15 protein-coding genes and 1 other RNA gene are annotated in these 16305 nt (G+C 59.5%); 11 read left to right on the forward strand and 5 right to left on the reverse strand.

Going from position 1 to position 16305, the window contains the following annotated elements:
- Positions 1-46 precede the first annotated feature (46 nt).
- Genes serC through gyrA form a run of 3 tightly spaced genes read right to left on the reverse strand, consistent with a single transcriptional unit; the run spans position 47 to position 4373 of the window.
- Positions 47-1153 (reverse strand): 3-phosphoserine/phosphohydroxythreonine transaminase, encoded by a 1107-nt coding sequence (gene serC / locus ABI546_RS01140; RefSeq protein WP_348043257.1) that lies wholly within the window; start codon positions 1151-1153, stop codon positions 47-49.
- On the reverse strand, positions 1150-1725 hold the full coding sequence (locus ABI546_RS01145) for a DUF2059 domain-containing protein (RefSeq protein ID WP_348043259.1): 576 nt from the start codon (positions 1723-1725) through the stop codon (positions 1150-1152). Before ABI546_RS01145 ends, serC begins: the two co-directional genes overlap by 4 nt.
- Positions 1725-4373, reverse strand: coding sequence for a DNA gyrase subunit A (gene gyrA, locus ABI546_RS01150; protein ID WP_348043262.1), 2649 nt, complete (start codon positions 4371-4373; stop codon positions 1725-1727). The genes ABI546_RS01145 and gyrA overlap by 1 nt, the downstream gene beginning before the upstream one ends.
- Before the next feature lie 249 nt (positions 4374-4622).
- Here gyrA and ompA point away from each other — a divergent pair, with 249 nt between their 5' ends.
- The 4 genes from ompA (at position 4623) to ssrA (ending at position 7121) form a co-directional block, all read left to right on the forward strand.
- Entirely contained in the window at positions 4623-5255 is a 633-nt protein-coding gene (ompA, locus tag ABI546_RS01155) for an outer membrane protein OmpA (protein ID WP_348043264.1), read from the forward strand.
- A 67-nt stretch (positions 5256-5322) separates the two neighbouring features.
- On the forward strand, positions 5323-6030 hold the full coding sequence (gene ubiG / locus ABI546_RS01160; protein WP_348043266.1) for a bifunctional 2-polyprenyl-6-hydroxyphenol methylase/3-demethylubiquinol 3-O-methyltransferase UbiG: 708 nt from the start codon (positions 5323-5325) through the stop codon (positions 6028-6030).
- A gap of 26 nt (positions 6031-6056) precedes the next feature.
- Entirely contained in the window at positions 6057-6722 is a 666-nt protein-coding gene (locus ABI546_RS01165; protein ID WP_348043268.1) for an HAD-IA family hydrolase, read from the forward strand.
- Between the two features lie 12 nt (positions 6723-6734).
- Positions 6735-7121: a transfer-messenger RNA gene (ssrA, locus tag ABI546_RS01170) on the forward strand.
- A gap of 247 nt (positions 7122-7368) precedes the next feature.
- On the opposite strand, the gene ABI546_RS01175 is transcribed toward ssrA, so the two are convergent.
- Positions 7369-8364 (reverse strand): aspartyl/asparaginyl beta-hydroxylase domain-containing protein, encoded by a 996-nt coding sequence (locus tag ABI546_RS01175; protein WP_348043270.1) that lies wholly within the window; start codon positions 8362-8364, stop codon positions 7369-7371.
- A 190-nt stretch (positions 8365-8554) separates the two neighbouring features.
- Here ABI546_RS01175 and ABI546_RS01180 point away from each other — a divergent pair, with 190 nt between their 5' ends.
- Together ABI546_RS01180 and ABI546_RS01185 are read left to right on the forward strand one after the other, a co-directional pair.
- A complete protein-coding gene (locus ABI546_RS01180; RefSeq protein WP_348043272.1) occupies positions 8555-9301 on the forward strand; it encodes a 16S rRNA pseudouridine(516) synthase in 747 nt (248 codons plus the stop codon).
- Positions 9302-9380: 79 nt separating this feature from the next.
- Positions 9381-9974: a molybdopterin-dependent oxidoreductase gene (locus tag ABI546_RS01185; protein ID WP_348043274.1), complete on the forward strand. Its 594-nt coding sequence runs from the start codon at positions 9381-9383 to the stop codon at positions 9972-9974.
- A gap of 119 nt (positions 9975-10093) precedes the next feature.
- On the opposite strand, the gene ABI546_RS01190 is transcribed toward ABI546_RS01185, so the two are convergent.
- Positions 10094-10984, reverse strand: coding sequence for an alpha/beta hydrolase (locus tag ABI546_RS01190; RefSeq protein WP_348043276.1), 891 nt, complete (start codon positions 10982-10984; stop codon positions 10094-10096).
- Positions 10985-11137: 153 nt separating this feature from the next.
- On the opposite strand from ABI546_RS01190, the gene ABI546_RS01195 reads away from it, so the two are divergent.
- The 5 genes from ABI546_RS01195 (at position 11138) to ABI546_RS01215 (ending at position 16133) form a co-directional block, all read left to right on the forward strand.
- The gene (locus ABI546_RS01195) at positions 11138-12187 is read left to right on the forward strand and encodes a cytochrome D1 domain-containing protein (RefSeq protein ID WP_348043278.1); all 1050 of its coding nucleotides are present in this window, start codon (positions 11138-11140) and stop codon (positions 12185-12187) included.
- A gap of 109 nt (positions 12188-12296) precedes the next feature.
- The gene (locus ABI546_RS01200; RefSeq protein ID WP_348043513.1) at positions 12297-13172 is read left to right on the forward strand and encodes a polysaccharide deacetylase family protein; all 876 of its coding nucleotides are present in this window, start codon (positions 12297-12299) and stop codon (positions 13170-13172) included.
- Positions 13173-13177: 5 nt separating this feature from the next.
- Entirely contained in the window at positions 13178-14140 is a 963-nt protein-coding gene (locus ABI546_RS01205; protein ID WP_348043280.1) for a sterol desaturase family protein, read from the forward strand.
- 126 nt (positions 14141-14266) lie between these two features.
- The gene (locus ABI546_RS01210; RefSeq protein ID WP_348043282.1) at positions 14267-15193 is read left to right on the forward strand and encodes an EI24 domain-containing protein; all 927 of its coding nucleotides are present in this window, start codon (positions 14267-14269) and stop codon (positions 15191-15193) included.
- A gap of 22 nt (positions 15194-15215) precedes the next feature.
- Entirely contained in the window at positions 15216-16133 is a 918-nt protein-coding gene (locus ABI546_RS01215; protein ID WP_348043284.1) for a molybdopterin-binding protein, read from the forward strand.
- Positions 16134-16305 lie beyond the last annotated feature (172 nt).

Below are 16305 nucleotides of genomic sequence, written 5' to 3' on the forward strand. Positions count from 1 at the left end.
CATGCTTGGGAGGCAAAGCGTGACGGTGGCGAGAGAGCATTTCATCCTAGGCGTGTTTTTGCTCGAATTCTCGCATGTACTCGACCAACGCCTGGACACCGGCCAGTGGCATAGCGTTGTAAATGCTGGCGCGCATGCCTCCAACCGATTTGTGCCCTTTGAGCTGGAGCAAACCTCGTGCCTTTGCACCTGAGAGAAACGCGTCATTGCGCGATTCGTCGCGCAGGAAAAACGGCACATTCATGCGCGAACGGCAGTCCTTGCCGACCTTGTTAACGTAAAGCTGCGAGCCGTCGATGGCGTCGTACAGAAGTTGTGCCTTGGTTTTATTGCGCACTTCCATCGCCGCAATGCCGGTGGCATTGCCTTCCTGCTGGCGTTTAAGCCATTCAAAGGTCAGACCGGCAATGTAAATCGAATACGTGGGCGGCGTGTTGTACATGGACTGGTTGTCCGCCACGGTCTTGTAATCAAAGGCGCTCGGACACATCGGCAGCGAACGGCCGAGCAGGTCTTCCCGGATCACGACCAGCGTGACGCCCGCAGGCCCCAGGTTTTTTTGTGCGCCCCCAAAAGCCAGGCCGACGAGAGACCAGTCGACCGGGCGCGAAGCCACGTGAGAAGAAAAATCGATGACCAGCGGTGCATTGCTTCCCAGGGCCCTGAGGTCGGGAAGCGCCTGAAACTCCACACCGTTGATGGTTTCGTTGGTGCACAGATGCACATAGCTTGCATCGCGCCGGAGTTTCCAGCCCGACGGAGCGGGTAGCAAGGTGTGTCCGTTGTCGGAATTGCTCGCGGCAACCTGCACATCGCAATACTTGCGTGCCTCTTTCTGCGACTTTTCGCTCCAGCTACCCGTCACCACGAAATCAGCGGCGCTGCCGCGGGAGATATTGAGCGGAACGATGGCATTCTCGGCCAACCCACCGCCCTGCATGAACAGGATTTTGAAGTGAGGCGGAATGGCCATCAATTCGCGGAAATCAGCCTCGGCGCTTTCATAAATGGAGATGAACTCCTTTCCGCGGTGACTCATTTCCATCACGCTCATGCCGCTGCCGTGCCAGTCCAGCATTTCGCCCGCTGCCTGCCGCAAAACCTCTTCGGGTAAGTTGGCGGGCCCTGCGGAAAAATTAAAGGGACGGGTCATTTCTTGGCGGGTGGCTTGCCTGCTCCCGGCGCAGGGCTGGTGCCGATGATCTTCACAGCCGCGTCGTCGAACTGCTTGATGCGTGCAAGGACGTCGGGACGCGAAGCCTCAACAAGTTTTTGCACGAAAACATTGCCCAGCTCAGGCGCGGTTGCCTGGTATTTTTTGACTGCTGGGGACTCGAAAAACGCGGCCAGCTGCTGGAGTTCTTCCAATGTGAATCGCTCCGCATAAGCAGGCACCAGCGACTCGGTGCTGACTTTGCTGACCTGCTTGCCGATCAGCTGGCTTGCATCGTCGGTGTATTTCTTGAGTTCGGCATTCAGATCTTCCGATACTTTTGGCTGCTTGGCCTTGGGGACGCTGGCCTCCATTTTCGGGCCCCATTTCGCAATAAGTTCTTGTGTGCTGACGCCCGCAAGCTGGCCTACCAGGCGATCAAGCTCGGGACCCTGCTGCAGTGCGACCACTTTTTTGGCCAGCTCGGTTTTCGGATCTGTTGCCTGGGCATGGGCGGTAGTAGTGCCACAGGCCACGACGGCAATCGCAAGGGCGGTCAGGAATTTTTTCATCAGTTGCTTTCAATGTTGGGAGTGTCTGTGCCGGCACTGGTGTCGGTGTCGGGTTCGTCCAGCGTGGCATCGTTTTCGACAATGCGCTGAAGGCCGCTTAATTGTGAGCCCTCGTCCAGGCCAATGAGCGTAACACCCTGTGTAGCCCTTCCCATTTCGCGGATTTCGCTGACGCGTGTGCGGACCAGAACCCCCTTGTCGGTGATCAACATGATTTCGTCGTCGACATGCACCAGCGTTGCGGCAACCACCTTGCCATTGCGTTCGCTCTGCTGGATGGCGATCATGCCTTTGGTGCCGCGGCCGTGGCGCGTGTATTCGATAATGGACGTGCGTTTGCCGTATCCGTTTTGGGTGGCCGTGAGCACGCTTTGCTGTTCATCTTCGGCCACCAGCATGGCGATCACGCTCTGGCCGTCGTCGAGCGTCATGCCGCGCACGCCTCGCGCATTGCGGCCCATCGGGCGTACATCGTTCTCATCGAAACGCACAGCTTTCCCGCCGTCGCTGAACAGCATCACGTCGTGTTTTCCGTCGGTCAGTGAGGCGCCAATCAGGTAGTCGCCCTCATCGAGGTCGACTGCGATGATGCCCGCCTTGCGTGGATTGCTGAACTCGTCAAGCGCAGTTTTCTTGACTGTGCCCATGGACGTCGCCATGAATACATATTGGTCCGCCGGGAAAGTGCGCTTTTCGCCTGTCAAAGGCAGAACCACGGTGATTTTTTCGCCCTCCTGGAGAGGGAACATATTGACGATGGGCCGGCCGCGGGACCCGCGCGAACCCGCAGGCACTTCCCATACCTTGAGCCAGTAAAGCCGGCCCCGGTTCGAAAAACACAGGATGTAATCATGGGTGTTGGCAATGAAGAGCTGGTCCACCCAGTCGTCTTCTTTGGTGGCGGTGGCCAGCTTGCCACGGCCGCCACGCTTTTGCGCACGGTATTCCGACAGCGGCTGGCTCTTGATATAGCCCGTGTGTGAAAGCGTCACGACCATATCGGTCGGCGTAATCAGGTCCTCGGTGCTGAGGTCGAAAGAGCTGTGCTCGATGTGGCTGCGGCGTGCACCGAGTTTGGTCTGGCCGAACTCCAGCTTGATGGCGGACAGTTCTTCTCCAATGATGACGGACACACGCTCCGGTTTGGCCAGAATATCAAGCAGATCATCGATTTCGGCCATGACCTCTTTATATTCAGCAACGATCTTGTCTTGCTCAAGTCCGGTCAGGCGCTGCAGGCGCATTTGCAGAATTTCTTGGGCTTGCGTTTCCGAGAGACGATATAGGCCGTCACTGCCCATGCCAAGCATTTTCTCGAGGCCATCGGGCCGGTAGTCGTCGGCGTTGACCACGCCGCCGTCGGCACGCGTTCGGGTCAGCATTTCGCGCACCAGGCTGCTGTCCCAGGGGCGCAGCATCAACTCGGCCTTGGCGACAGGCGGCGTGGGGGCGTTACGGATGATGGCGATGAAGTCATCAATGTTGGCCAAGGCGACGGCCAGGCCTTCCAGCACGTGTCCGCGCTCGCGTGCCTTGCGCAGGGTGAATACTGTGCGGCGCGTGACCACTTCACGGCGGTGCGACAGGAAGACCTGGATCAGGTCTTTCAGGTTGCACAGCTTGGGTTGGCCGTTCACCAAGGCAACCATGTTGATGCCGAAGGTGTCCTGCAGCTGCGTCTGCTTGTAGAGGTTGTTCAGCACGACCTCGGGTACTTCACCGCGCTTGAGCTCGATGACCAGACGCATGCCCGACTTGTCGCTTTCGTCCTGGATGTGGCTGATGCCTTCAATTTTCTTTTCGTGCACCAGTTCAGCCATACGCTCCTGAAGCGTCTTTTTGTTGACCTGGTAAGGCAGCTCGTCGACGATGATGGACTGGCGTTGGCCCTTGTCGATATCCTCGAAATGGCATTTGGCGCGCATCACCACCTTGCCTCGGCCGGTACGGTAGCCGTCCTTGACGCCATTGATGCCATAAATGATGCCCCCCGTGGGGAAGTCCGGCGCAGGCACAATTTCCATCAGTTCATCGATGGTGGCCCCGGGATTCTTGAGCATGTGAAGGCAGGCATCCACCACTTCATTGAGGTTGTGAGGTGGGATATTGGTAGCCATGCCCACGGCAATGCCGCCTGACCCATTGACCAGCAGATTCGGCAAACGGGTCGGCATGACTAGCGGCTCCTGCTCGCTGCCGTCGTAGTTGGGGCCGAAGTCGACAGTCTCCTTGTCCAGGTCGGCCAGCAGTTCGTGGGCGATCTTGGACAGGCGGATTTCCGTATACCGCATAGCTGCGGCATTGTCACCATCCACGGAGCCGAAATTCCCCTGCCCGTCAACCAGCAGGTGGCGCAGGGAAAAGTCCTGTGCCATCCGAACAATGGTGTCATAGACCGATTGATCGCCGTGTGGGTGGTATTTACCAATGACGTCGCCGACGATACGCGCCGACTTCTTGTAGGGGCGGTTCCAGTCGTTGTTCAGCTCATGCATGGCAAAAAGCACGCGGCGGTGCACCGGCTTCAGGCCGTCCCTGGCGTCTGGCAAGGCCCGCCCAACGATCACGCTCATCGCGTAGTCGAGGTAGCTTCTCCGCATTTCCTCTTCAAGGCTGATGGGCAGGGTTTCTTTAGCGAACTGGGTCATGAGCGGCCTGGTTGGGATTTCGAGCTTGAGGGAAGCCTCTGATTTTAAGGCCTGAGACGATTGCCTTGACTTGTGGCGGGACAGCAACAAATGCTGAAGAATCTTAAGTCTGTGTCAGACGAAGCCGATACCGTGCTTGTTGGTTCAGGCAGGTGTGGCACAATCGATGTAACGCTTTGAGTGATGGTCACTCACGGCGTGTAAATTACTAATCGCAGCAAGTCTGCGGCTTTTCTCTAGAGGAGAACCATGAAGAAACTCAACAAAGTGGCAATGTTGTTTGCTTCCGCAGCGCTTGTTACCGCCGCTGGTGCACAAACTATCGACAACTGGAAAAACGGCAGCAACGAACTGGTGTGGAAGAACGGCACCAATGAACTGTGCTGGCGCGATGCTTACTGGACGCCTGCTACTGCAGCGCCTGGTTGCGATGGCGCAATTGCCCCTGCGATGGCTCCTGCCGCTGCTACTCCTGCTGCTCCTGCTGCTCGTCCCGGCGCTGCTCCAGTGGCTCCTCCTGCCGCAACCAAAGTTACCTACGCTGCTGACGCGTTCTTTGATTTCGACAAGTCCGTGCTGAAGCCAGAAGGCAAAGCCAAGCTGGATGACCTGGTCGGCAAGATCAAGGACATCAACCTGGAAGTCATTATCGCTGTGGGTCACACCGACTCCGTTGGTAGCGATGCTTACAACCAGAAGCTGTCGGTTCGCCGTTCGGAAGCCGTCAAGGCATATCTCGTGTCCAAGGGCATCGAGAAAAACCGTGTCTACACTGAAGGCAAGGGCGAGAAACAGCCAGTTGCTGACAACAAGACCGCCGAAGGCCGCGCGAAGAATCGCCGCGTGGAAATCGAAGTCGTTGGCACCCGCGCCAACAAGTAATCCTTCCGGATCACTTCAAAAAACCGCGCTACGGCGCGGTTTTTTTATGTCTCAACGATAATGCCTCATGTCTATAAGCGATAACTTCGACCCTGCCGAACTGGCGAAATTCTCGGATCTGGCCCACCGCTGGTGGGACACCGAAAGCGAATTTCGACCCCTGCACCAAATTAATCCGCTGCGCTTGGGCTGGATAGAAGGTTTGGTTCCACTCAAAGGCTTGCGTGTCCTTGATGTGGGATGTGGTGGCGGTATTCTGGCTGATGCCATGGCGCGCCGCGGCGCGGATGTCCTGGGCATCGATCTGGCTACCAAAGCCCTGAAAGTCGCCCAGCTTCATGCCCTTGAGGCACAAACCGAAGGCGCCCAATACCGCGAAATCAGCGCTGAAGCACTGGCAGCCGAGCAAGCTGGCCGTTTTGACGTGGTGACCTGCATGGAAATGTTGGAGCACGTGCCCGACCCGTCTTCCATCGTCAAGGCCTGTGCGACCTTGGTCAAACCCGGTGGATACGTATTTTTCTCCACCATCAATCGCAACGCCAAAGCCTTTCTTTTTGCCATCGTGGGAGCGGAGTACATACTGAATATGCTGCCTCGTGGCACCCATGAGTACGCCAAACTCATCAAACCCAGCGAATTGGCCGGATACTGCCGAGCCTCCGGGTTGTCGCTTCAGGAGACCCGCGGCATGGAATACAACCCGCTGACACGCCACTACTGGCTCAGCGGCGACTCCAGCGTCAACTACCTGCTGGCCACCCAGAAGGCCTGAGTTCCGTTTCCTTATCTGCCGATTCCATGTTCAAAGACACCGATGCCGTGCTGTTCGACCTCGACGGCACCCTGATTGACAGCGCCCCCGACCTGGGCGCCGCCGCCGACAAAATGCGCACGGACCGGGGACTGGAGTCGCTGCCTCTGGCGCTTTACCGTCCCATGGCCGGAGCAGGGGCGCGCGGCATGCTCGCAGTCGCTTTCGGGCTGACGCCCGAAGATGTGGGTTTTGGCGACCTGCGGGAAGAGTTTTTCAGCAACTATGAGTCGCGCATGACCGAAAGCACCTCAGTGTTTGAGGGCGTGGCGGATCTTATTGCCCGCATCGACCAAATGGGCCTCAAGTGGGGCGTGGTGACCAACAAGTCCGCCCGCTTCACTCTCCCGCTGACCCGGGCGATGCCGCTGTTTAGCACCGCCAAAACCATCATCAGCGGCGACACCACGCCCCACGCCAAGCCCCATCCGGCCCCCTTGCTCGAGGCCGCACGCCAACTTGACCTGGTGCCGGGCCGATGCATTTATGTGGGCGACGACGAACGCGACATCGTCGCAGGCCGCGCCGCCGGCATGCCAACCGTGGCCGCCGCCTATGGCTACCTCGGCAAAACCGCCGATACCGTCGCCTGGAAAGCCGATGCAACCATTGCCGCGCCGGGGGCGCTCTTGAATTTGCTGCGAATGGCGTAAACTAGGCCTCCTGGGGCTGCATTGGTTTCGACGTGGGTTCGGACGCGGTGTGGTGCATGTCGAGCTGAGTGCGCTCGTAAAACAGATTCAAACAAACTAACTGCAAACGACGAACGTTTCGCACTCGCTGCTTAATTGCCAGTGAGCTTTACAACAGCAGGCCGATGGGCTGGGCAAGGGGTTTTTAACGCAAGTTGAAAGCTCCCGGCTGTAAAGATAATTTTATCGGCTGGCTCCGGGCTGGGTACCTTAACCCGGGGCAAGAAAATAGGGTGCTGGCGTCCTGTGTAGCGTGCGACTGCGCGACACAGGTGGCGAGACTCAAATCAGACCGCTAAACATGTAGATCTGCCCGAACAAGGCTTGCGGACGGGGGTTCAAATCCCCCCAGCTCCACCACCATAACGACCAAGGCCGTTTACTGAAATTCAGTAAACGGCCTTTTTCATTGCGAATGCCGAGAAGTTGATACTGACTGGTCCCGAAAGGTGGGGCGTGGTGCTAGGGCCATTCCCTCCGGGTTACGATCAAAAAGGCCTTGCGCGGCGTTGCAAAGCCTTGACGGGGTTCGCCCCGCCTGCGTTTTGCGTCTTGTTCACGGACTTTTTGACTCGCAACGCATCTGCATCAATAGCGTTAACAGGCCCTAAACCATCACACCGGTCTTGAGCTCCGCTGGAAACAGCTTGAGTTTCTCCAGCGGATACCCATCAAAAATGATGTGTATGCGTGGCGCGCTGGATAAATTGCAGGCCCGGTGCATCACCTTGTTATCAAAAAACCAGAGCTCGCCTGGCTTGACCACAAAACGGTTGTCACCGGACTCCAGAATGTTTTCATCGCCACAGATAAGAACGAGGTGGTAGCGGTCTCTGCCTTTGAGGTATTCCTCGTCATCGTAGTGCCGGTACACCTGGCTATGAGGCGATAGCCTGACGAGCACAACACGGCCCAACGCCAGATCCAGCTCCTGTGCGAGGTCTAGGACCAGCGCATTGATCTTGGGAAATTGTTTTGAAAATGCGACTTCTTCACTTTCATGTATCCCATCTACAGGCGCGTACTGCGCGTCGTGCATCGCCCTGACCCGGACGGCAATTGACTGGCTGTGCTTGTGATGGTCAAGCGTTTGCTGCCTGCGGGTTTGAACTGCCCACCAGTAAGGAGGAATGGCATTCACCTCGGCAACAATGTCCCGCACGTCAACCGTTCTTTGAAAAGCCATGTATTTTTGCTCGCGGGTCTCGATCGGAGCTTTGAGCGCTCTGGTGCGAGATAAGGTCCTCAACCGGCGGAAAAGCGATACCTTTTTCCAAAACGGGACGGCCTTGCTTCGAAGCCCGAGCTGCAGAATTTCCTGGAGATTTTCGAAATCCATCGGCGTCCAGTGGGGCACGATTTCTTGACGAAGTTGGCCGTCTCGGTAGAGCTTCTGTGTTGATGCCAGCGCAGAATTCAGCAGTTCGTTATAAAGGGGCCAATGGTTTTTCTTCCGGGCATTCCAGAGCATCTCCAGGTGGCCCCTCAGGAAGCAAGGGTCCTGATCCAACAACGCTGCAACGCCTGCCAACAGTTCCGTCTCAGAAAGGCTTTGGCACAGCAGCTGTTCAAAGGTATCTCCCGCGTAATTTACTTTTTGCATTTCACAAGGATACTGAGAACGGCTTTAGATCTGCAAGGGCAACATGCGGCTGGCAAGCCCGCTTTGGAGGTCTGCAGGACTGGCTTCCTGGTGAGTTCCGGAAGATTTGAATTGCTGAAGGGAAGAGCCCGTGTTGAAAACCGCATTCTCTCGACTTCCTCGCCCCGGTGACAATAGCCCCATGGCAAGCATGCAACTTCAAGAAATTCTCTTCTCCCAGGGCTTTGGTACGCGGCGTGTCTGCGCAGGGCTGGTTCAACAGGGTTTTGTGGCTGTAGCCGGTGTTCCCTGTGCGGAACCAGCTATGGAATTTGTGGCAGAGGGCCTGCACTTCACGGTGCAGGGCGTGGCGTGGGAATACCACGAGAAGGCCTACCTGATGCTGCACAAACCGGCGGGCTACGAGTGCTCGCAAAAGCCCAGCACCTATCCCAGCATTTACACGCTACTGCCGGCGCCGATACGCCAGCGCGGCGGCGGTGCGGCGGCCGGCGTGCAGGCGGTGGGCCGGCTCGACCAGGATACGACAGGCCTCCTGCTTCTTTCCGACGACGGCAAGTTCATCCACCGCATGAGCTCGCCCAAGCACCATGTGCCCAAGGTGTACGAGGTGCGGGCCAAACATCCGGTCGATGACAAGCAGGTCGCAAAACTGCTGGCCGGTGTGGTGCTGGACGACGACCCCAAGCCCGTGCGTGCCGCGAGCTGCGAAAAGACCGGCGAGAACCAGCTCAGCCTGACGCTCACCGAGGGTAAATATCACCAGGTCAAGCGCATGATTGCCGCGGTGGGCAACCGGGTCGAGGACGTGGGCGGCCTGCACCGTTCGCGCATCGGTTCGCTGGACCTGCCGCCCGACCTGAAACCCGGCGAATGGCGCTGGCTGACGCCCGAAGACATGACCAGCATTTCAGCACCTTCTGTCAAAAAGACATAAAACCGGTGAAAAACCTGATCCACGCGCAGCGGTAAGCAGCTGCGCTGCCAGCTTCGCAAAAAACAAACCTGGAGCAAGCATGAACCCACGCCGTCAATTCCTGAATGCCGCCGCAATCGGTGCCGTGGCCGTACCGTCGCTGGCCCTGGCGCAGCACGCGCCCAAAGCGCTGCGAGGCCCCACCCTTTTAACCGTCAGCGGGCTGATCGGAACGGGCAACCGCGGTGCGCTCGATCCAGTGCTTGACCAGATGATGGTCAAGCAGAAAATCCAGTTCGACAAGGCCCATGTTTTTGACTTTGCTGCGCTCACGGCACTGCCGGCCGTGACCATCAAACCAACGCTGGAATACGACAGCAAGCAGCACACCCTCAGGGGGCCCTTGCTGGCCGATGTGATGAAAGCCGCCGGCGTGACGTTGACCGGCAAGACGGCGTTTTTCCTGCGCGCCGTGGACGGGTATGCCGCCCAGGTCACCGCCGCCGAGGCCAGTAAATACCGCTTCATCGTCGCCACCCACCTTGACGGCCAGCCGATGGCGCTGGGCGGCCTGGGACCGCTCTGGGCGGTGTATGACGCAGACCGCTTTCCTGACATGGCGGCCAAGCCGCTGCCCGCGCGTTTTGCCTGGTGCCCCTGGGCGACTTACCACATTGAAGTCAAAGAGGCCTGAACGAGGCCTGCTTCCCGCTGAACCCCGGTCCGGTTTTGCCTTCTTTAAGTGAAATAGTCCTGTAGGCCAATAGGGACGAGCGCGAGCAGCTATAGAAAACGTAGCACTTGCCAACCAGTTCAATCGATATGCTGAAGAAAGTCAGCAATCGCTTCCACCGTTTTTTCGGGCTGGTCGCGCTGTGGCGAATGCCCGCAGGCCGCCAGCCGCAGTTGCCGGGCATGCGGTGCCACGAGTGCAATCTCGTCGAGCTGGCGCATCGTGCCGTATTCGTCGTCCAGACCCTGGATAAGCAGTAGCGGCGCGCCGATGCGTCTGCAGTCTTCGCGAATGTCAAAGCTGCGGAAGCCCTCAGAGAGCCAGATATCGTTCCATTGCCAGAACGCCACGTCGACGGCGGCGTGGTAGCGTCCCAGGCGCTCACGGAGGCCACCTGAAGTCTTCGCCCCCACGCTCCCCACTTCGTGTGTTTCGCTGCCCCCCGAGGGGGCTGAACTTGCCCGGGGCGGCCCTTCGCTGCGTTCGAACGCCACGGTCGCCTGGGCAATCGCCTGCACGGCAATGTCCTCCACCAGCACATGCGGCGCCATCGCGATACACGCCACCACCGGATGCCGGCTGGCGTGGAGCAGGGCGATCGTGGCGCCGTCCGAATGGCCCAGCAGCACCGGTTTGCTGATCTGCAGTGCATCCAGCAGGGCAGGCAGCACGTCCCAGGCTTCATGGTGCATGTAGTCGGGCAGCAGGCGGCCGCTGCGTTTGCCGTTGTGCTCCGCCGGCTCGCCGCGCACGTCCACGACCGGCTCCGACTGCCCGTAGCCGCGCCGCGAATACACAACTCCGGCCCGGCCCGTCGCTTTGCAAACTTCCGCAGGCCAGTCCACGCCGCGTTGCGTCCACAGGCTGACCGAGCCCAGGCCCTCATGCAAAAACACCAGCGGCGCCAGATGGGTGCTGCCGGCAATCTGCCGGACCTCCAGGCGTATGCCCTTGATCGTCATCCAATTCATCGTGGCATCGTAAAGGATGTAAACGACAGGCTGGGTTTTGCGTTGGAGAGGGTCGGGCACCCTGAAAGGTGTTGATGGTTGCGTAAGGGCTTTGGGTATTGCCATGGCCCGCGCCCGGTACACTAACCGGTTGCATGTAGAAAGACCGTTTTTGTGAATGTTTTCGTCCGTTTTGCCGCCGCCGGGCTGTTCGCCGCAGCCGGTTGGGTGACTTCCACCGCCTTCGCCCAGACGGCCGCGCCTATAGCCCCGTCCGCGCCGTCTGCGCCACCTTCGGCTTCATCGGCTTCTTCGATTGCGACGCCGGTTTTTGTCCTCAACTCGCTCGAGGACAGTGTCAGCGTGATCAACCCGGTCACCTGGACGGAAACACGGCGCATCGCCACAGGCAAGCAGCCGCACCACCTGTACCTGACGCCCGACGAAAAATCGGTAATTGTGGCCAATGCCTTGTCCGACTCGCTCACCTTCATCGACCCCAAAACCGCGGAAGTGCAGCGTACCGTGCGCGGCATCATTGACCCTTACCAGCTTCGTTTTTCGCCCGACATGAAGTGGTTTGTCACCGCCGCCAACCGCCTCAATCACATCGACATCTACAAGTGGGACGGCAAGGACATCACGCTGGCCAAACGGGTAGCCACCGGCAGGACACCCAGCCACCTGTGGATCGACAGCAAAAGCACCACGATTTATTCGACCATGCAGGACAGCGATGAGCTGATCGCGATCGACCTGGTGACCCAGACTGTGAAGTGGCGTGTCAAGACCGGCTCCATTCCGGCTGACGTGTACGGCACTGCCGACGACAAGCACCTGCTGGTGGGCCTCACCGGTGGCGACGCGGTCGAGGTGTATGACGTCAGCGGCGCGCAACCGCAACGCACCAAGGTCATCAAGACCGGCGCCGGCGCGCACGCGTTTCGCGCCTTCGGCGACAAACGGCATGTCCTCGTCAGCAACCGCGTGGCCAACAGCATCAGCAAAATCGACCTGCAGACCCTGGAAGTGGTGGACAACTACCCCGCGCCGGGCGGCCCCGACTGCATCGACGTGAGCCGCGACGGCAAGCAGATTTTGGTCACCTCGCGCTGGGCGCGCAAGCTCACGGTGATCGACGTGGCGACTCGCAAGATCGTCCGCCAGGTCAATGTTGGAAAGAGTCCCCATGGCGTCTGGACGCTGGATCACGCACCGCGGTAGTTGGCCCCCACGGTCGCTCACTGCGTGTAGCTCCCTGCCCCCCGGGGGGGCCGCTGCGCCTGCGGTCTGGCGGAGCCAGTCCCGCGGCCCCTGCCTGGTTGGGGAAGCGCTGCCGTCTTTGCTTGCTATTGTTTTGGTAGCTGCTTGCGCTCATCCTGCTTGGGCTGCGGGCCAAAAAGACTTAAAGAAGACCGACGCTCGCGCTGCGCCTTCGACGGAAGCTCCCTGCAAGCCTGTCTACCTGACGCTGGATACGGGCCACATGGCCGTGGCGCCGTTGGTGGCCGATGTGCTGAACAGGCACAAGGTCAAGGTGACTTTTTTCGCCGCCAATGAACGCACCGAGACCGGCGACGGCAGCCTGGGCACGCAGTGGGCTGGCTGGTGGAAAGCGCGCGCCGGAGAAGGCCACGAGTTTGCCTCGCACACCTGGGACCACGTCTATTGGCGCGGCGATGTGCCTGGCGCAGCTGGTGCGCCTGTGCAGTTCAAGATGCGGCCTTCCGCGGGGCCGCAGGAGGGGAAAGATTTCACCTGGACGGCAAAGCAGTACTGCGAGGAGATCGGCAAATCCAGCAAGCGCCTCGAAGACATCACAGGCAAGAAACCCTTGCCGCTTTTTCGGGCCCCAGGCGGCAAAACCTCGCCTGCGCTGCTGGCGGCGGCCAAGGCCTGCGGCTTTGAGCATGTGGGCTGGTCGCCCGCCGGCTTTCTGGGCGATGAACTGTCCAGCGAGAAATTCGGTAATGACTTTCTACTGAAAAAAGCGCTGCGCGACATCCGCTCCGGCGACATCCTGCTGGCCCACCTGGGCATCTGGTCGCGCAAGGACCCCTGGGCGCCTGCCGTGCTGGAGCCGCTCATCACCGGCCTGCAGTCGCGCGGCTTTTGCTTCAAGACGCTCGCCGAGCATCCTCAGTACAAAGACTGGATTGAGTCGCAGGCGGCCTCTGTGCCTGCCAAGTCCGCCAGATCTACAAAATAAGCAATATGGACTGGCTGGGCGATCTTTTTTCCATGGTGCAGCAGTGGCTGTTTGAATCGGCCGTGCAACCGGCGATGTTTGCGCTGGGCATGGGCAACCTGCTGGAAGACGCTTATGACGCCACCGCCTGGTTCATGGCTGGCGTGATCCAGATTGCCATCTTGCTGGCCATCATCGGGCCGCTGCAGCGCTGGCGGCCGGTAGAACCCTTGCTGGACCGGGCCACTGTGCGCACTGATGTGCTCTACACCGTGATCCACCGGTTGGGCCTGTTTCGTATCGCCCTGTTTTTTACGCTCGATCCGTGGTTTGACGAAGCATTCGGTGCGCTGCGCACCGCCGGCTATGGCACCTTTCATCTCGACCAGCTGTGGCCCGGGGTGACGGACAACGCGCTGGTCAGTTTCGCGATGTACCTGGTTGTGTTTGATTTTGTGGCGTACTGGATGCACCGCGGCCAGCACCAGCTCGAATGGTGGTGGCGTCTGCATTCACTGCACCATGCGCAGCGGCAGATGACGATGTGGAGTGACAACCGCAACCACCTGCTCGACGACATCCTGGTCGATTCCATCGTCGTGCTGGTGGCCCAGCTGATCGGCGTGGCCCCAGGCCAGTTCATTGCCATCGTCGCCTTTACCCAGCTCAGCGAAAGTTTTCAGCACGCCAACGTGCGCCTGTGGTTCGGCCGCATCGGCGAGCGCCTTTGGGTGAGCCCCCGCTTTCACCGGTTGCACCACAGCATCGGTATTGGGCATGAGACGGTGAAGGCTGAACGGACTGTCTTGGGGGGACACAATTTCGGGGTATTGCTGCCTTGGTGGGACGTGCTGTTCGGCACCGCCAACTTCGAGCAGCGCTACGACCCCACGGGTATTCGCGACCAGGTGGAAGCCAATCGTGACTATGGGCGCGGCTTCTGGTCGCAGCAGTGGATTGGCCTAAAGCGTTTATTCGGCAGGGCCTGAACGCGCTACCGGGCCTCTTAACCCAGCATGAGCCGCGGGACTGGCTTTGCCAGACTGCAGGCGGGCGGCCCCCTCGGGGGGCAAGGAGTTACACGCAGTGAACGACTGTGGGGGCTACACTAAATCATGAGCAAACTTCTTGACGCCTTCTGGCGCGCCGCGATGTACTGCCTGCACCCGCGGGTCATCGCGTTGTCGGTCCTGCCGCTGATCGTCATGGGCGTGATATCGCTCGGGCTGGGGTATTTTTTCTGGAACGATGCGGTCGAGACCATCCGTTCGCAGATCGGCAGCTACGAGCTCGTCAATACACTGGTGCGCTGGCTTGAAGGCCTGGGCTTGAGCGACCTGCGCATGGTGCTGGCCCCGGCGCTGCTGCTGTTTCTGGCCATTCCTGTCATTGTGATTGTGGCGCTGCTCTTTGTAGCGATTCTCATGACACCCGCCATGGTGGCGCTGGTGGCCGAGCGACGCTTTCCCTCGCTGGAACGCAAACGCGGAGGCTCGCTGTTCACCAGCCTGTTCTGGTCGCTGGGTTCGACGCTGCTGGCCGTGGTGGCACTGGTCATTTCAATACCGCTGTGGCTGATCCCGCCGCTGATTCTGGTGCTGCCGCCGCTGATCTGGGGCTGGCTCACCTACCGCGTCATGTCTTATGACGCCATGGTGGACCACGCCAGCAGCGAAGAGCGGCGCCAGATATTCAAGGAGCACCGCCTGCCGCTGCTGCTGATCGGCGTGCTCAGCGGCTACCTGGGTGCCGCACCCAGCCTGATCTGGGCTTCGGGCGCCATGTTTGTTGCCATGGCGCCCATCCTGGTGCCGGTGGCCATCTGGATCTACACGCTGGTGTTTGCTTTTTCTTCGCTCTGGTTTGCCCACTACACGCTCGCGGCCCTGGAGCAGCTGCGCAAGAAAAACAATGCCCTGGCGCCCGACCCGCTTGCGCAAGCAGCTATTCAATCGATAGCAACTGAACTGGCCCCAGAGGCTCTTCCCGGGCCGGCGCCAAGCTTTGGTTCGCTGGGCGGCAAGCCTGAGCCATCCCCCTGAACTGCTACTTGGAAGCCTGAGCATGACCCCATCATTCGGACTCATCATCGTCGGCGACGAAATCCTTTCCGGCAAGCGCGCTGACAAACACCTGCCCAAGGTCATTGAACTGCTGGGCGCGCGCGGCCTGCAGCTGGCCTATGCCGATTACGTGGGCGACGACCCGGCGCGCATCACAGCCACGCTGGCGCGCGCCTTTGCCGCAGCGCGTAAAAACGGCGACGTGGTGTTCTCGTGCGGCGGCATTGGCGCAACACCTGACGACCACACCCGGCAATGTGCAGCGAAAGCCTTGGGCGTTGAGCTGGCGCTGCATCCCACGGCCAAAACCCTGATTCTTGAGCGCATGGCCGACGTGGCCAAAGAGCAGGGCACGCCCTATGAGCCTGACCGCGACGACAACATTCATCGGCTGAACATGGGTGTGTTTCCCGTCGGCGCGGAGATCATCCCGAATCCCTATAACAAGATCCCCGGTTTCAGCTGTTTTGTTGAACATTCGAGCGATAGCACCAGCCGCGGAACCGGCTTTGCCGGGCCGCAGGCGACGGCCCCCTCGGGGGGCAGGGAGCTACACGCAGTGAGCGACCGTGGGGGCGTACATTTCTTGCCAGGCTTCCCGGTGATGGCCTGGCCGATGATTGAGTGGGCGTTGGACAACCACTACGCCCACTTGCACCAAAAGTCGTCTTACACCGAAAAGTCGGTGATCATTTTTGGGTCCATGGAGGCGATGCTCACGCCCGTTATGCTCGATATTGAAGCAGCGCATGCGGGTGTGAAAGTTTTCAGCCTGCCCAGCGTGGACCATCCGGAATATGGCCGCCATATTGAATTGGGCGTCAAAGGCGCGCCCGAAGCGGTCAATCTGGCCTATCCGGCAATGCTGGCCGGGTTGCATAAATTCGACCTCAAGTTCGGCCCTGAATTGGTGCGATGAGTTTTTGCACCATATTCGTGCGTTTATAGGATTGCACTTTAATGGTGCACTCGTCACCGCGGGTGTTTTTTGCATTTTCAGCCTGCCAAACCCCGGAACTGAAGCCAGATAACGGCACAATCGGCGGCACAATCCGAGGCTTGGCAGAAATCTGAATCGCCAATGGCTTTGG

It is taken from the genome of Polaromonas sp., from assembly GCF_039932935.1.
Lineage (GTDB): Bacteria > Pseudomonadota > Gammaproteobacteria > Burkholderiales > Burkholderiaceae_C > Polaromonas.

Excerpts from the sequence above, each read along its gene's own strand:
- ABI546_RS01190 (WP_348043276.1), bottom strand. The coding sequence starts at position 10,984 with ATGAATTGGATGACGATCAAGGGCATACGCCTGGAGGTCCGGCAGATT.
- ABI546_RS01175 (WP_348043270.1), bottom strand. The coding sequence starts at position 8,364 with ATGCAAAAAGTAAATTACGCGGGAGATACCTTTGAACAGCTGCTGTGC.
- ABI546_RS01185 (WP_348043274.1), top strand. The coding sequence starts at position 9,381 with ATGAACCCACGCCGTCAATTCCTGAATGCCGCCGCAATCGGTGCCGTG.
- ubiG (WP_348043266.1), top strand. The coding sequence starts at position 5,323 with ATGTCTATAAGCGATAACTTCGACCCTGCCGAACTGGCGAAATTCTCG.
- gyrA (WP_348043262.1), bottom strand. The coding sequence starts at position 4,373 with ATGACCCAGTTCGCTAAAGAAACCCTGCCCATCAGCCTTGAAGAGGAA.
- ABI546_RS01180 (WP_348043272.1), top strand. The coding sequence starts at position 8,555 with ATGCAACTTCAAGAAATTCTCTTCTCCCAGGGCTTTGGTACGCGGCGT.
- ABI546_RS01165 (WP_348043268.1), top strand. The coding sequence starts at position 6,057 with ATGTTCAAAGACACCGATGCCGTGCTGTTCGACCTCGACGGCACCCTG.
- ABI546_RS01145 (WP_348043259.1), bottom strand. The coding sequence starts at position 1,725 with ATGAAAAAATTCCTGACCGCCCTTGCGATTGCCGTCGTGGCCTGTGGC.
- ABI546_RS01210 (WP_348043282.1), top strand. The coding sequence starts at position 14,267 with ATGAGCAAACTTCTTGACGCCTTCTGGCGCGCCGCGATGTACTGCCTG.
- serC (WP_348043257.1), bottom strand. The coding sequence starts at position 1,153 with ATGACCCGTCCCTTTAATTTTTCCGCAGGGCCCGCCAACTTACCCGAA.
- ABI546_RS01215 (WP_348043284.1), top strand. The coding sequence starts at position 15,216 with ATGACCCCATCATTCGGACTCATCATCGTCGGCGACGAAATCCTTTCC.
- ompA (WP_348043264.1), top strand. The coding sequence starts at position 4,623 with ATGAAGAAACTCAACAAAGTGGCAATGTTGTTTGCTTCCGCAGCGCTT.
- ABI546_RS01205 (WP_348043280.1), top strand. The coding sequence starts at position 13,178 with ATGGACTGGCTGGGCGATCTTTTTTCCATGGTGCAGCAGTGGCTGTTT.